The following is a 13,915-nucleotide window of genomic DNA, read 5'->3' on the forward strand; positions in this document are numbered from 1 at the left end:
GATTGGCCAAAGAATATCCGAGGCAAGAAAAGATCTCGGTTTATCTCAAGTTCAACTATCACAACTAACTGGATTTGGTAAGGCTCGTTTAAGTAATTGGGAGACAGGGTTTCGCACACCAAAATTGGAGGAGGCTAAGATATTAGAAAAGCATCTTCATGTACCAGCCTCTTTTTTACTTTGTCTGACTGATGAAAAGACCTTTCCAGAGAATTTTGGTATTAGCAAAGTTACTTTCAAGAGCATACCGTTGTTTCGAGAAATTGACCTACATAGAATAGATCAGATTGTTCAAATGGAACTTTATAAGACAAAAGATTATTTGCCTGTTTATCCAGGAATAGATAACCGAATAGGCCAAAATTTTTTGCCTTTCAGCTTTTTGATGACAGCATGTCACCTATTTACAATAAACACGATATCATAGTCTTTGATCCCAATCAGAAGGCACATCATAATGATGAGGTACTTGTGAAGGTCAGACATACAAATGAGATATTGTTCCGAAAATTATATATTGATAACTCAACTATTGAAGCTTCAAAAATTGAATTACGCCCTGTAAACAATATGTGGCTATCGACAAAAATTGATGAATTATCTAATATCATTATTCTAGGAGTAGCTTCATATGAACAAAGAATATTTACTTAAAAAATCGGTAAAAAGCGATATTCTTTCGTTAAACGCACTATTGGTTGATGGCTTATTTTCTAAGTCATCAATTTGAACACCTAATATTTCAGATAACGATTTTAAAGTATGATTAGTATTTTTTAGAACTTTTTCTATGCATTCTTCGTAGTTCATCACAGCAACTTCCTTAATTCTATATTCAATCATTAGCGAAGAAAATAGCAATGATATTCTTATGAGTTTTTCCTTTGGACAAATAAATTTTTTTTGCTGCGTTCCTCGTTCATCTCATTCATTATCTTATCAAGATTGAGAGATAAATTTGTATACGTAAAAAATACCCCTACGCCAAGTTCGAGCAGCGCAGAATTTGAATTATTTGTTGTTTTGTTAGGCTTTTATTTAACGTTTCTTGCAATTTACTTTTAATATCTAAAATATAGCCCTCGACTGTCCTTGGAGATAAACTCATTTCTCGTGCTATATGCTTTGAGGTTAAACCCCTAGCAAATAATCGAGCACAACTAGCTTGCTTTTTAGTGAGATACAAATTATCTGATTCATTTAATAAAAAATAACGATTTACCTGGGTTTTATCTAAAAACTGCTCTCTCATTCTTTCGGTTACAACAATATTATTTACTCGAGTAGGATTTATAATTTGCTGACCAGGGAGGTATATACGATTGTGTGATGCCTCTTGGATTAATGATCTTGCTTGATCATTAAAAAATGAATAAACCGTTGTAATAAATCAATATTTCCAGCGTAGAAATTATTTATATCGTATTTTTCTTTACCCGCTGCAAATATATATAAATAGGTGACATCTTCTCTTTTAATGATAAAGCTAATTCCATTATCTATATTAAAAAAGTCTCTTCCTTGGAGGTAAACAGGATCTTTGTTATCTAACTCAGACCACAAAAAATAGCCTTTTGGTAACAAGTGTTCAACATCTATTGCACCAATCGAATTATATAGGGCGTTCTTATAGAAATGCTCTATCCAATCAGGGTTATTCGTTAAAAGTTCTCTTGAGCAATCTTCGTGATATATTTTTATATAATTGAAATAGGATATACCTATAGAGTTTAAAATAGGGTTAAATAATTCCCTGATGTTATTACTGCTAGTTAATGCATGATGCCTTTCTAAATCTATACCTTCCATAATTGACCTATGATTTTATCAAACAAATTCAGGTTTTTATCTATTGTAATAATCTCTTCTGGTTGAATTAGATTATTAAGTAAACCGCTGGGATCAGCATTAATAATTGGGATCGTTGCTTGCTTAGAATTCATAAATCCAGTCTCTTGACAATGATCGATAAAACCAAATAGGTTTATAAAATAATCATCAACATTAAGAAATCCTATCTTTTTGTTAATTTCACCTATTTTTATGGCATTCCAAGTTTCTATTGCTTCTTCAAGTGTTCCTAAACCACCTGGCATCACCATGAATGCATCACCCATATCTTGAAGCATTTTTTTCGCTCTTGCATAGAGTCTACTATGTGAAGTTCATCGAGGATCTCTAATGGCTTTTCTTTATCTAAAAGATGAGTGGTTATAACTCCAATCGCTTTACCACCTAATTCTTTAACTGTAGTTGCTAACAAACCCATCATACCCAGGCTAGAACCTCCATAGATAAGTGTTAATCCATGATCAACGATTTCATGAGCGAGCTTAACTACAGCCTGTTTAAATGCATCGTTGTTCCCAAAATTAGCCCCCAAGTATACGCATATTGTTTTCAATTCAAGATTCCATTATTAGTGTTTTTGTATCATACAAGCATCAAGGAATGCATAGAAGACGTAATATTTACGGTATATACAATCATGCGCACAAATAGTCACCACACTAATTGCGAGCTTCTTTAGATGAATTACCTAAACTTTAAATATCATTGTAGTGTGGCTTTATATAAACAAAGAATATTTATTTATGAAGTCTGCAAAAAGCGACATTCTCTTATTCAGTGTGCTATCGCATGATGCATTATTTTCTAAGTCCTTTAATTCCACACCTAATATTTCCGATAACGAGTCTAAAGTATGATTTGTATTCTTAAGAACTTGTTCTATGCATTGCCTATATCCTAAATTAACTAATTAGATAATCCTTCTTTATGTTTGGCCAGATGTTTTCTTTGAAATAAATGCTTAATTTAGCATGACGGGGAGTAGGATCTCCCTTTTTTCTTAGATCCGGCGCAATCATTTCAATAGCTTCTTGATTTAAATCTTGTTGCCATTCATCAAATGCAATTTTATATATTTCCTCCTCTAATTGTTTTTTCTTTCAATCTCAGCTTTTTTAATTTCGATTAATTTTAACTGTGCAATTTCTTTTGGAGATCTATAATCCTTTTCAAACCAAGCTTGTCCTTTTCTCAAAACTCCCATCAAGACATTCAGAGGGTCATCATATTTCTTCAATTTTTGATTATTTTCTAATCCAAAAGCAAAATGGTTAATTGATTCTTGGACGATATTGGGATCAGCTTTATCTATCAATTGCATTATCTGTGTTTTTGAAAATCCAATACGATGCAAAGATTCGTAGTCAACATTGTTCCATTCTTCTGGAATCACTTCTTTTGATTTAGTAATAGTATTTATTTTATTATTACTACTAATATATGAGAGGTTGTTCTCTAATTGTTCCCTAAAAGGGTTAAATGAATTTAATTGAGATGAATGATCTATAAAAAACTTTTTCTGTTCACTAACGATATCTAATATTTCTTGTTGTAGATAAAAATTTACAAATCCCCCTCTTGCTCTTCTTCCTGTATTTCGAAAAATAAATCCTTTATCTATCAATCGCTTGATAGAAGTTTTTACTGATGCGACTGGTGTATCTATATGATTTGCTATTTTAGATGTTTCTAGAGGGCCAGTTTCTAACAGGTTTTTTGATGAACATATTTCAGTCACCAAGTCTAATATTTTTCTTTGGATTCCTGTTAGATTAAATATCTTATTGTAGAGAGTAGTTGGATCTAAAGTGTTATCTGTATGTTCTCTAATTGTTCCCTTATTTGTTTTTGGAGTGTTACCTGAATGTTCTCTATTTGTGATCTGGCTGTTATCTAATTGCTCCCCATTTGTTTCTCTATTGTTCTCTAAAGTGTTATCTAAATAAAATAAAGCTTCCTTTTGCTCGGTAAACTGCGATGAAGGTATTTCATTTGCTTCGATGAGATTCTTTGTCTTTAAGGAAACTATATTAGCTGGAGAGTTTTTTCTTCATCCGCGGGTGAAGTAATTAATTTGTTAACAAAAACTTCCTGAGTTGAATCTTTATCTTCGGAAACATCTTTGTTATCTATATGAGGGCTTGAACCATCCGAAGTTACATCTTCAACGATAGTTTCATCTACATTCTCATTGCTCTGTCCACTCAGATCCCAAGGACGATAGTTCTTTTTAACAAATTTTTTTGTCTTCCGGTCCTTCAAAATCTCGTTTAAATCAGGCATGACCTAATCCTTAAGCTTCAGTTAGTGCTTCTTCTTTTTGAGCTTCTTCACGTTGAAAATTAGCCGGAGAAATTTCCAACAATTCTCTTGTCAGGCTATCAAAGTCCTCTCTTACTAAAGATTTCTTCAATGAACTGAATGCATTTTTATTTTCATCCGTAACATTGGGGATTTCTTGTGCATATTGGACGGTTGTAGATAATACTTTACCTTCCAAATCTGGATCCGATATAAGAGAAACAATAGCTTTGTCGGACAGTATTGTTTTACCACTAAATTTATTTAGATAAACTTTATATGTTATTTTTTGTGATAGTTTTTGTTCAAAGTATCTACTTCTTGTTTTAATATCTTTAAACCTTTTGCGCTAAATTTATCTGGATTCAGAGGCGCTAAAATAACATCAGCATAAAGAGTCGCTGCTGTTACGGCCTGCCCCATAGTAGGAGGACAATCTATGAATATAAAGTCGTAGTTATCTTCTATACTCGTTAGTATATTTTTATATAGCTTATCTAATGGCAGTCTTTTATGAACGATTTCATTATCAAGAATCACATTTTCTATTCTACTGGGAATCAGATGGAAGCCCTTTGATACCTCTATAATACAATCTTTAATTGACGCTTCCCCTTTTATAACATCAATTAATACGGGCACGTCTTCAGCATCAATACCGTGAGCATCGGTAAGATTTCCTTGAGGATCGGCGTCAATAAGTAACACTCTGGCTCCATAACAGTTTGCACAACTGGCAATATTTGCAATGGACGTAGTTTTTCCGGTACCCCCTTTCACAATTTGAACTGCAATTTTTTCTTTTTAAAATTAAAGTTGAAAAGCTTTCGTGCGGTGTCAAAAGTTATGAAGGATTTATTACCTATCTTGTGACAGGTAATTCCTTTCATTTTTAGTTGTTTATGGGTTGCTTGAGCTGAAATTCCTAAAAACTCAGCTGCATCAGCAATGGATCTCTTAGGTAGATATTCAATGTTTGATTTCGTAGAATCCATTTCTCTTTACCGATTAATGGTTGATGATTTCCATGATTTTAATCACAAAACGTCAACCAAGTAAAGAAGCGGGAAGATCATTTCAACCTATTGTTATTAAAATGAGTTTTTTTATTTCAAACAAATCTCTAGTTTTATATCATAATTTAGAAACTGTTCTTTTAAGTTGTTACTATCCTTCCGGCGAATTGTTGTTTGTTATCTAAAACGTTTCCGAAAGAGTTATCTAAATAGTTCCCTATAAATTTACTTGTATCCTTATTTGTTACCTTAAAGGTATCCTTAACAGATTCCTATAATGTCCCCTAAAAAGTTATCTAATATACGTTGTTAAATTTCTTTTGTTTTCTTTTGAGTAACCTAAAGTGATACCTAATATGTATCCTTTTTATAATGTTTGGATTTCCATCTGTATTCTAATGTGTTACCCATAGTGATGCTATAACTTAATTCCTCGGCATAATGAATATTAACGATATTAAAATTTGTATCCTAATGTGTTACCTATATAATTTGCTTAATCACATCTCAAACGACACCTATAGTGATACCTAATTTGTATCCTTATGCGTTTCCTTTGTTGGAAGCTAAAAGGGAATGTGAAAATATATTCGTTACCTTTAGTGATATCTAATTGTTTCCTTAATTTCTAATATGTTACCTAATATGTATTTTAATTTGATTTCTTTATTGTTTTCCTATGTGTTTTCTAAAGAGTTATCTAATTTGTTGTCTTTAAAGTTCACATTTAAAGATTTAATCTGTATTAATTACTTCAAAATTATTGAAATGATTTAACAGAATTTTTAAATATGGTTTAAATTTGAGGGAATAGTATTGGGAAATATTCAGCCAATTTGGATATACGACAGAGGTGTTAGATTTTGAGTATTTTTGGAACCCATATCAATTTCATATATATTTAAGATCTCTAATTACATATATGGTAATAATTATTTTTATACTATTTGGGTTAAATTATGCGCGAGCTATCTATACATGAAATTGCTCAAAATCCTGATTTTCAAATTCTTAGAAGGGTACCTTCATCACTTGCAGCAAAACAAAATTCTGATGAAAAGGAATTTATTGCAACAATTATTGATTTGGAAACAATGGGGCTTGATGCCAATAAAAACGAAATTATTGAACTTGGCTTGTTGTCTTTTTCTTTTTCAACCGCAGATGGGATTCTTAGGATTATAGATTCATACAATGAGTTAAATGATCCAGGTAAACCAATTCCTCCAGAAGTTACGAAAGTAACAGGTATCAGTGATGGTGATGTGAAAGGGAAATCAATTAATTGGGATTTTGTTCTGCAAGCACTAAACAAAACTCATCTTGTTATTTGTCACAACAGTGGATTTGATCGAAATTTTTTAGAACTTCAAACCCCACAATCAATTAAAGCAGTGATTGAATCGATGCTTTTTGCCTGTACGATTAAAGACATTGATTGGAAGGAACGGGGATATGAGAGCTATAAACTTGATTACCTAAACTGGAAATTGGGGTTTTTTATGATGGACATCGTGCTTTAAATGATTGTTGGGCCACCTTAAATTTATTATTACAAGAGCAGGGGGCTTTTGATGAATTAAAGAAGAATGTACGCAAAAAAGAAACGCTCTTAAGTGCTCAAAATGCACCCTTTGATAAAAAAGATTTGTTAAAAGAACGAAATTATCGTTGGGCGGATGGACTTGGACGATTACCTAAAGGATGGTGGATTTGCTTGCCTAATGAAATGGTTGCTGATGAAAAGCGCTGGTTGGATGATGAAATCTATAACCTGGAAGGTGCAAGTAACTCAATTCCTCAGTGCGAAATAACAGCAAGAAAACGCTATTCCTATCGTGCTGAAGAGTTATCTTAGTTTATAACCAAATCTTTGAATGTAAGGATTCTCGTATCCCTCGATGACTGAAACCTGTGACGCCCATTGTTTTTCCCACGCATCCGGTGGAAAACGTGGCTTTGTTGCAATACAATTTGTTCTGTTTTCACTATGCGGATCTAGGCGACTCGGAAACTATCGGGCATGCCAAGGTTGGTCATTTTGTTGAGCACGCCACAACCTATCATAAATTCTTGCTTTTGATTTGGCATTTTCCTGGCATCCATTTCTCTGCCCAAAATCCGCTTATATCGCTGTATGGCAAGTTCGGAGTAATTGCGCTGGCCATAGCATCTTGCCCTTTGCCATGCCATTCGACCATTCATTTCAATTTTAGTTCTCCAAAAATCACCTACGGTATAAATAAACTATTTTTTAGAATTTATTGATAGGAAGGTTGTAGCTGTTGGTTATGCCCTCTACCTTAGATATTAATTTCAGGAAGGGGTTCTTCCACAGAACCCCTACCCAACAAATTTATAACTAATTCTCGTCAATTTGTTTAGCTAAATCTATAACTTCCTGTTCAAATTGTTTTGAATACTCTTTATGAATACAGTTTAGCGTATACATGTTTAAATCGTTAAACCATATCACCTCATAATCAAAACCCTGATTTTTTTCCGGTCACATTAATTGCCGTATAATGACCATTTACATCAGTACGTATTTTGTCTTCTAATAGAGAGTAGCCGCCACCACTTGCTTTTAAATCCAGATGTGTAAATTGGCATAAACCTAAATCTTTGGCTTTAAATATCTCGGTGAGCCCTGTCCAGCCAAGGTTTTTATCAAAAGATCCAACCGGAGCATAACCTAGGGTTTTAATTTTGAGATTTTCACTAACCTTTTTTAAAGGCGAGGAGCCTACGACATCAGAGGCGTTTTTTCTTAAGCTGGTATCGCGAACATCGACTATTGCCTTGTATTTGAGGTTATTTTCAAGGTTTATCATAAATTCATATTTTGTGCTGTAACTTTCTATATAGCCTTTTTTATGAATCTCTTTAGAGCGGTCTTTCATCATGGCCTGAAAGCTTGTTGAAGGCTTTGCATCTTCTGGAACATTAGTTGCAAATTTGTCAATGGATGCATTGATTGCTGACGTACATGCAAAAATCAACCAGAAGCTAAGTACTTTATATTTCATAATTGTTTCCTCTAATTGATGATTAATGATAGCTAAAGTTCCCACCAGCCATTATAAATACTACAGTTATCGACGGAAGTTGTTGCCCGTAAAACTTCGCCGACTCCGTCAATTCCCTCCCAATGCCAGCCTTGCACTAAATAATATCCTATTGGTGTCCGCCCTTCGCCCCAGTGAACAGCAGCAGAGCGCTTTGTTTTTGCCCACCCAGTTTGTAGTCGGTGCTTTTTGTACTGGCCAACTTTGTTGAGATAATCCGCCGTATGAAAAGAAACGACCGATAAAGAACGAACTTTCGTGGCATCCCAAGTAATAGATTCGTTATTTATACAGTTTGCGCGGCTGTGGTCAGATACACCAAAAAATGATGCATGAGTTAATATTGGAAAGAATAACGCTATACCGATAATTAATTTTTTATTCATGTTCTTTAATAGCTCCTATGAATCTCATAGGATTTACTCCTAATTTTTTATATTTGTCTTTTTTGGAGCTGACTATACAAACACACGTTGACATCGTCAACGTATAAATGCTCGCCTAACCATCAAAGAAACCATAAAAAATGCGGGCTATGCTGTTATGTTTGATTGGCATATTTAAATATTATGAACATTGATGGTTAAATATCTTGCACTTTGTTATTAAGGGTTTCAAAAAGCATGGATGGATTTTAACTTGCCCAACTCAATTTCATGAGAGCAGCCTTATCCACATTATCATTGGGTAAGGCTGTAAGTTAATCGAGGATATTAGGAAAAAGGTGTGGGGGGTACACTTCTTTGTTCTATCTGCTCCTTTTGGGAGTGAGATGATTTCAGAGCAAGGGCGCGGCGAGCTCGCTCATGAATAGATTGTGATTTTTTAACTACCTGATTCACTTCTTCCTCAATTGTTTCGTTTTCAGGTTTTTTTGCAAAGCTGGCGAATAACCTAATGTCGCTTCAACAGCATTACACTGAGTCCGTTTGGATTCTCCTAAAACAATATGCTCGTTTAATTCCTTGGATAATTCGGTAGCAGACTGCTGGTTGAAAGAAGCTTCGCGCTCCATTTTTAAAGCACGTTGAGAAACGGAAACAATGCTGTCTGATACCAAATCTAAAGCCGCTTTCTTTTCCATAATAACCAAAGACAATGATTCGATATCTTTACCAAGTTTTTCGCCTGCACCGTCAATTTTCTCTGTTGTTACCAATAGTTTCTTCTGCTGCTCCTGTAATTGCTTAACCATGCCTTCAAGAAGTGTTACCTGACCATGCAGTCTACCTGCATCAATGCTCAATTGAGCAATAGTGGCTGACAGGGATTCATTCTGTTCTTCCATGGCGCTAAAGGCGTTATCAAGTTTTCGCTCCATTTCATTAAATGATTCAATTGATTGATGTAATCCCTCACGAAGCGTTGCCATGCTTTGTCGGATTGCCTCTTTATTGGCTTCATCAATGCGATAATGTTCCGACAGCATATCGCATAATTTGTAATAAGCACCAACCAACGCAAAAAAAGCAAGAGCATGGACAGCCAAGCCTAATACCACGGCCCCCGCAATGACTTCTGCGTGCAGGATTTGTCGGTTAATCCAGCTTTTCTGGCCATAAGCAAAGGCAAGTTTTGAAAACTGACTGCTCTCAATTTCATACCATTTAATCGCGAAATCAATATCAATGGTTGCGTCAAATAATTTTAAGCGCTCTGTCTGCTGCTTTAATAACTCCAGCTGGTCTTTCGTTTTTTCTTGATGTGCTTGACGTCATTCTCTGCTACATCAGTAATCACAACTTCTTTTCGACTAAACATAGTGGAAATCCTTCTCTAAAAAATCGGGGTGATACAGGGCGAGTGGGTGCGTTATCTTTCGTTGCCTCTAATTGCTCCGTCAGGGTTTCTATTAACGAATTGGCTTCTTCAAGCTCAACGGTTAACGAGTCCTTGGCTTTTGAGAGAGTTTCTATTTTAATGGAGGATTGAGTGAGTTCGGACTTATGAGCACTCATGGCTGATTTGTTTTGCGCCACTAATAGAGCCATCTGCTCTTTCATGCTTTTTATTTCCTCTCTTGTTTGCTCATGTTGTTTCTCGGAAGAGGCTACCCTTTCCCGCGTTTCTGCCAATTCTTTAGTGGTTATCTCGAGTCGTGCATTTGACTGAAGCAATTGCTTTTGCGCTTCTTCAAAAGCGTTCATTTTTTCTTGAAGCGCCAGTTGCAAGCGAATAATAAGTTCTTCCTGTGTACGCGTAGTTTGCTCTACCTCTTCCGTGGTCTTGGTTAGCTGTTCAGCCTGTTCATGAATAAGTGTTCTGTCTTCCTCTATATTCCACACTGCGGACTCTAAGTCAGTTTGTTGCTCAATAGTCTTACTTGTGAGATGTTCCTTTCTTTGTTGAATTCCCTCTATGACTGAATCTAAATTCTGCATTCGCTCTTTCTCCGTTTCTTCTTTGGCCTTGACCAACGTTGCCAGCGCTTCTTTATTGTTGGGTGAATGCGCCCCAAAGAGATAACTCCCTGCCAAGGCAAGCGTTCCTCCAACCGCGGCACTTATTATCATGGCTCCTTTACCGACCAGATAACCACCTGCTACTACTTCCAAAATAGGCATCGCTACTCCTTTTCTGCTTTACAAACAAAAGAATCATCAGCAGTGAGATTGCGCCCTGGGCTGGTATCAAGTGAATTGAAATACAATGAGAGGTGATTTAGACAACACATGTACAAACTCCGTCTGCTGACACAAATAGAAATCCTCGCCACAACGAATCCCTGTCCTCGGCAGATGGTGTGAAGAATAGCAAACTGCTGCAGCTTGTCAATTAACGAATAAAAACAAACCAACTCCAATTGATACAATAAAATCATACTGTTATTTTATTGGTTAATTTGTTTGCGGCATGAGGTTTGCTGTTATAGTTGGGGCGCAGGCGAAGCTGTTTCTTTAATGCGGTTTCTTCTTTTACTCCAATGCGACTTAAGGCGATAGTTTTACCTGCCATACAAAGGAGGGCGGGCAGTTGATTGTTGGCTTCATTAACCAAAGAGGATTAAATATTAACCTCGTTGTTCGATGTAGGGATTTCCATAGCCTTCTATTGTAGCAACCTGTGATGCCCATTGTATTTCCCAGGCATCCGGTGGAAACCGTTGGTCCCAGACTTCGAATAACTGCCTTTGAGCAGTAGATAATTTGATGTTGTATTTACCCAACATAAATAAATTGGCGCGAGCTACAATTCCTTTAATCCTATCATCCGGTTCTACTTGGCGTAATTTTCTATCTATCTTAAACGCGCAGCCGAAAAAGTCGGCGTTACCCGCCAGTTCTGCGTAACGATAATTAGAGCGAGCTTGATTCACAATGCCTTCTGCAGGCCATAAATTATAGAGCTCTGCTTCTGCCTGTTTAAAGTTGCCATCTATTTTTTCACAGCATTTGCGCCCCTTATAGGGTTTGCCATTTTTATTGCATAACGCTTCGCGCCAACATTTAAATTGCTTGCCAAAATTTTCTGCAGGCATCATGTGCTCCCACTCGATGCGCGCAGCACGTTTGTTATTTTTGGCGGTAATCATATTGCAGCTGGCTAAATCAACTTGATGTTGTTGGTTGTAAGAGCAGCCGCAATAAAGTGTTTGACGGTGAGAATCAAAAATCACGACAGCTTCACGCTTGGCTTGTTGAAAGTTATGGGGAGGCTCTGCAAAAGAGGGGAGGGCGGCTAAAAATAAGAGAATAAATAGGCGAGTACGAAATAATGTCTTCAAGTTAAATTCCTGATTTTGGGTAAGTCAGTCCACTGGGTTGTATAACAGGGTGAGCGCATTTCAGCGCGCATTCTCCAGGGTCTACTAGTCCCTTCTGCGGCGAGTTTTATGGTATGGCGCCCAAATTTAAAATTAATTCTATCAAAAAGTTGCATTAATTGGTCTTTTTAATCAAAGACTCATCCGATGGCTGATGAAATAGGTCTAACTGTCGAGGATTCTTACGTATTAACTCTTCTAAACAAACGCCCACTTTTTTATAGTGATACCCTGGTTTAAAAATCTTTTTTAAACATGTTTTGGCAATGCGTGTTATTAACCTTAAATCATCGGTCGGATTAACCAGTTTAAATTGAATGCTATTGCTGTATTGCGGTAAGTCTTGTCGAAATGGATTAGTTCGAATGAACACGTAAAGATATTGTACGACAAGATTTTGGCTTCGAAGTTTTTCGTAGGCTCTTGCACAATGAGAACTGATGGCTTGTGCGAGAAAGAGAAAGTCGGTTTGCATGTCACCAAAACTTTTAGACGACATGATACTTTTTTAAGACTGATTTCTTCAAGTTCCATACAGGGAATGCCTTGTAACTCCATGGCAGTGCGCATCAGTACGACATTAAATTGTTTTTTAGAAGATGAGGATTCATCGCTCTCAAATCATAGGCTGTATGAATGCCTTGCTGCACTAATTTTTTTCCCATTGCCTCCCAACACCCCAAACATCGCCAACAGAAATTTTCTTCAACCACTCACGTTGATTGCTCACATTAAAAACAGGAATTTTTAATTCTTTTTTACACAAGTGATTCGCAATTTTGGCGAGTGTTTTGGTTTGTCCAATCCCAATGGATGTAGGAATGCCTGTTGCTTTCAAAATTTTCTTTTGCAGGTTGGCGCAAAACGAATCGTGTAAGGATTGAGGTATTGTTCGTAAATCAAGAAAGGCCTCATCAATGGAATAGATTTCAACGTCATCCCATGCTTCCTCAATCACCGACATGACGCGATTAGACAAGTCGCCATAGAGCGTGTAGTTGGAAGAGAAAATGTGGACTTTATACTGTTTGCAAAGGCCTTTCACTTGAAAGTAGGGCGCACCCATCTTAATACCCAGCGCCTTGGCCTCATTCGAGCGAGCTATGACGCACCCATCATTATTCGAGAGCACGATAATCGGTTTATCACGCAAATCAGGTCGAAACAAGCGCTCGCAACTTGCGTAAAAATTGTTCGCGTCAATAAGAGCATACATGATTTATTCGGCCTGATGAATGACATGGGTTACCACACCCCAAATGACTAAATCCTGGTCATTGGTAATATCAATAGGGGGGTATTTATCATTTTCAGGCAGTAATTGTACTTTCCCATTCGCGCGAGAAAGCCTTTTAACGGTCAATTCACCGTCGATAGCTGCAATGACAATTTTGCCATGAGTAGCCTCTAAACTTTTATCAACAATGAGCATATCCCCTGATTGAATGCCTGCATGTAACATGGAATCGCCAGAGGCAATCACAAAGAATGTAGCAGCTGGGTGTTTAATTAAATGTTCATTCAAATCAAGACGCGATTCTATGTAGTCATCAGCAGGGGAAGGGAAGCCTGCTCGGACTTTACAGGCGTAAAGGGGTAGGGTGTAATTTAGGTCTTTTTCAAGAAATGATTTAACATCATCTACTCTTGATTGAGGCACTCGAATCGCTTTGGTGGACTCGCCCCAACTGTTTGACCCTTTAGGACGACCAGCGCCTAATCGTTTGCCACCATGACTCATAAAATTCTCTCTATTGAATACTGTACACAATTCAAATAGTAGAAGTAAAAAAGAGTCTGTAAATGCCCGTTTTTTAGCCATGGTGCTGATTTTTATTTTATGCTTTGAAAGCAAAGGGAAATTTTTTAAAAATCTATCTTGTTATCTGATGGGTTACATGGTGATAATCCCAAGA

The 13,915-nt window shown here is 36.4% G+C and carries 19 protein-coding genes and 2 pseudogenes; 5 read left to right on the forward strand and 16 right to left on the reverse strand.

The window, feature by feature from the left end; translation table 11 throughout:
* Positions 1 to 427: helix-turn-helix domain-containing protein (locus tag BN58_RS30350; protein ID WP_019218405.1), on the forward strand; the 427-nt coding region annotated here is incomplete at its 5' end.
* Complete coding sequence (locus BN58_RS38175; protein ID WP_026069645.1) at positions 394 to 654, forward strand: S24 family peptidase; 261 nt, start codon at positions 394 to 396, stop codon at positions 652 to 654. The genes BN58_RS30350 and BN58_RS38175, both read left to right, overlap by 34 nt.
* Here BN58_RS38175 and BN58_RS32135 read toward each other — a convergent pair.
* From BN58_RS32135 to BN58_RS35595, 8 genes and pseudogenes are all read right to left on the reverse strand, one after another.
* Positions 628 to 810 carry a hypothetical protein gene (locus BN58_RS32135; RefSeq protein ID WP_198009996.1) on the reverse strand — a complete coding sequence of 61 codons (183 nt, stop codon included), beginning with the start codon at positions 808 to 810 and terminating at the stop codon, positions 628 to 630. The genes BN58_RS38175 and BN58_RS32135 overlap by 27 nt on opposite strands.
* Positions 811 to 979: 169 nt before the next feature.
* Positions 980 to 1,252: a LuxR C-terminal-related transcriptional regulator gene (locus tag BN58_RS38180; protein ID WP_019218407.1), complete on the reverse strand. Its 273-nt coding sequence runs from the start codon at positions 1,250 to 1,252 to the stop codon at positions 980 to 982.
* An 89-nt stretch (positions 1,253 to 1,341) separates the two neighbouring features.
* On the reverse strand, positions 1,342 to 1,809 hold the full coding sequence (locus BN58_RS20290; protein ID WP_019218408.1) for a hypothetical protein: 468 nt from the start codon (positions 1,807 to 1,809) through the stop codon (positions 1,342 to 1,344).
* A pseudogene (locus BN58_RS38185) lies at positions 1,797 to 2,404 on the reverse strand (LOG family protein). The gene BN58_RS20290 and the pseudogene BN58_RS38185 overlap by 13 nt, the downstream one beginning before the upstream one ends.
* A gap of 531 nt (positions 2,405 to 2,935) precedes the next feature.
* Complete coding sequence (locus tag BN58_RS20300; protein ID WP_156812668.1) at positions 2,936 to 3,592, reverse strand: helix-turn-helix domain-containing protein; 657 nt, start codon at positions 3,590 to 3,592, stop codon at positions 2,936 to 2,938.
* A gap of 284 nt (positions 3,593 to 3,876) precedes the next feature.
* A complete protein-coding gene (locus BN58_RS20305) occupies positions 3,877 to 4,134 on the reverse strand; it encodes a hypothetical protein (RefSeq protein ID WP_019218411.1) in 258 nt (85 codons plus the stop codon).
* A gap of 10 nt (positions 4,135 to 4,144) precedes the next feature.
* Positions 4,145 to 4,351 carry a hypothetical protein gene (locus tag BN58_RS35590; protein WP_019218412.1) on the reverse strand — a complete coding sequence of 69 codons (207 nt, stop codon included), beginning with the start codon at positions 4,349 to 4,351 and terminating at the stop codon, positions 4,145 to 4,147.
* A gap of 83 nt (positions 4,352 to 4,434) precedes the next feature.
* Entirely contained in the window at positions 4,435 to 4,932 is a 498-nt protein-coding gene (locus BN58_RS35595) for a ParA family protein (RefSeq protein WP_019218413.1), read from the reverse strand.
* A gap of 1,195 nt (positions 4,933 to 6,127) precedes the next feature.
* On the opposite strand from BN58_RS35595, the gene BN58_RS35600 reads away from it, so the two are divergent.
* The 3 genes from BN58_RS35600 to BN58_RS35610 all read left to right on the forward strand — a co-directional run bounded on the left by BN58_RS35600 (position 6,128) and on the right by BN58_RS35610 (position 7,436).
* Positions 6,128 to 6,691, forward strand: a complete 564-nt coding sequence (locus BN58_RS35600) for an exonuclease domain-containing protein (protein ID WP_232220892.1) — start codon at positions 6,128 to 6,130, stop codon at positions 6,689 to 6,691.
* A gap of 125 nt (positions 6,692 to 6,816) precedes the next feature.
* Entirely contained in the window at positions 6,817 to 7,026 is a 210-nt protein-coding gene (locus BN58_RS35605; protein WP_019218415.1) for a hypothetical protein, read from the forward strand.
* 56 nt (positions 7,027 to 7,082) lie between these two features.
* The gene (locus BN58_RS35610) at positions 7,083 to 7,436 is read left to right on the forward strand and encodes a hypothetical protein (protein ID WP_019218416.1); all 354 of its coding nucleotides are present in this window, start codon (positions 7,083 to 7,085) and stop codon (positions 7,434 to 7,436) included.
* Between the two features lie 215 nt (positions 7,437 to 7,651).
* Here BN58_RS35610 and BN58_RS20325 read toward each other — a convergent pair whose 3' ends face one another.
* The 8 genes and pseudogenes from BN58_RS20325 to BN58_RS20360 all read right to left on the reverse strand — a co-directional run bounded on the left by BN58_RS20325 (position 7,652) and on the right by BN58_RS20360 (position 13,740).
* The gene (locus BN58_RS20325) at positions 7,652 to 8,197 is read right to left on the reverse strand and encodes a hypothetical protein (protein WP_040916837.1); all 546 of its coding nucleotides are present in this window, start codon (positions 8,195 to 8,197) and stop codon (positions 7,652 to 7,654) included.
* Positions 8,198 to 8,229: 32 nt separating this feature from the next.
* The gene (locus BN58_RS20330) at positions 8,230 to 8,622 is read right to left on the reverse strand and encodes a hypothetical protein (RefSeq protein WP_019218418.1); all 393 of its coding nucleotides are present in this window, start codon (positions 8,620 to 8,622) and stop codon (positions 8,230 to 8,232) included.
* A gap of 452 nt (positions 8,623 to 9,074) precedes the next feature.
* On the reverse strand, positions 9,075 to 9,725 hold the full coding sequence (locus BN58_RS20335; protein ID WP_156812670.1) for a hypothetical protein: 651 nt from the start codon (positions 9,723 to 9,725) through the stop codon (positions 9,075 to 9,077).
* A gap of 247 nt (positions 9,726 to 9,972) precedes the next feature.
* Positions 9,973 to 10,800 carry a coiled-coil domain-containing protein gene (locus BN58_RS20340; protein ID WP_019218420.1) on the reverse strand — a complete coding sequence of 276 codons (828 nt, stop codon included), beginning with the start codon at positions 10,798 to 10,800 and terminating at the stop codon, positions 9,973 to 9,975.
* A 253-nt stretch (positions 10,801 to 11,053) separates the two neighbouring features.
* A complete protein-coding gene (locus BN58_RS20345; protein ID WP_019218421.1) occupies positions 11,054 to 11,233 on the reverse strand; it encodes a hypothetical protein in 180 nt (59 codons plus the stop codon).
* Between the two features lie 13 nt (positions 11,234 to 11,246).
* Positions 11,247 to 11,960, reverse strand: coding sequence for an endonuclease (locus BN58_RS20350; RefSeq protein WP_019218422.1), 714 nt, complete (start codon positions 11,958 to 11,960; stop codon positions 11,247 to 11,249).
* Positions 11,957 to 13,215 (reverse strand): annotated as a pseudogene (locus tag BN58_RS27720) (Y-family DNA polymerase). Before BN58_RS27720 ends, BN58_RS20350 begins: the two are co-directional and overlap by 4 nt.
* A 3-nt stretch (positions 13,216 to 13,218) precedes the next feature.
* On the reverse strand, positions 13,219 to 13,740 hold the full coding sequence (locus tag BN58_RS20360) for a LexA family protein (protein WP_026069646.1): 522 nt from the start codon (positions 13,738 to 13,740) through the stop codon (positions 13,219 to 13,221).
* Between the last annotated feature and the right edge of the window lie 175 nt (positions 13,741 to 13,915).

This window comes from Legionella tunisiensis, assembly GCF_000308315.1.
GTDB classification, from domain to species: Bacteria; Pseudomonadota; Gammaproteobacteria; order Legionellales; family Legionellaceae; genus Tatlockia; species Tatlockia tunisiensis.

Coding starts and splice junctions, on each gene's coding strand:
- BN58_RS38180 (WP_019218407.1), bottom strand. CDS start 1,252: ATGAGAGAGCAGTTTTTAGATAAAACCCAGGTAAATCGTTATTTTTTA.
- BN58_RS35600 (WP_232220892.1), top strand. CDS start 6,128: ATGCGCGAGCTATCTATACATGAAATTGCTCAAAATCCTGATTTTCAA.
- BN58_RS20360 (WP_026069646.1), bottom strand. CDS start 13,740: ATGAGTCATGGTGGCAAACGATTAGGCGCTGGTCGTCCTAAAGGGTCA.
- BN58_RS20340 (WP_019218420.1), bottom strand. CDS start 10,800: ATGCCTATTTTGGAAGTAGTAGCAGGTGGTTATCTGGTCGGTAAAGGA.
- BN58_RS32135 (WP_198009996.1), bottom strand. CDS start 810: ATGAACTACGAAGAATGCATAGAAAAAGTTCTAAAAAATACTAATCAT.
- BN58_RS38175 (WP_026069645.1), top strand. CDS start 394: ATGTCACCTATTTACAATAAACACGATATCATAGTCTTTGATCCCAAT.
- BN58_RS20305 (WP_019218411.1), bottom strand. CDS start 4,134: ATGCCTGATTTAAACGAGATTTTGAAGGACCGGAAGACAAAAAAATTT.
- BN58_RS20325 (WP_040916837.1), bottom strand. CDS start 8,197: ATGAAATATAAAGTACTTAGCTTCTGGTTGATTTTTGCATGTACGTCA.
- BN58_RS20330 (WP_019218418.1), bottom strand. CDS start 8,622: ATGAATAAAAAATTAATTATCGGTATAGCGTTATTCTTTCCAATATTA.
- BN58_RS20290 (WP_019218408.1), bottom strand. CDS start 1,809: ATGGAAGGTATAGATTTAGAAAGGCATCATGCATTAACTAGCAGTAAT.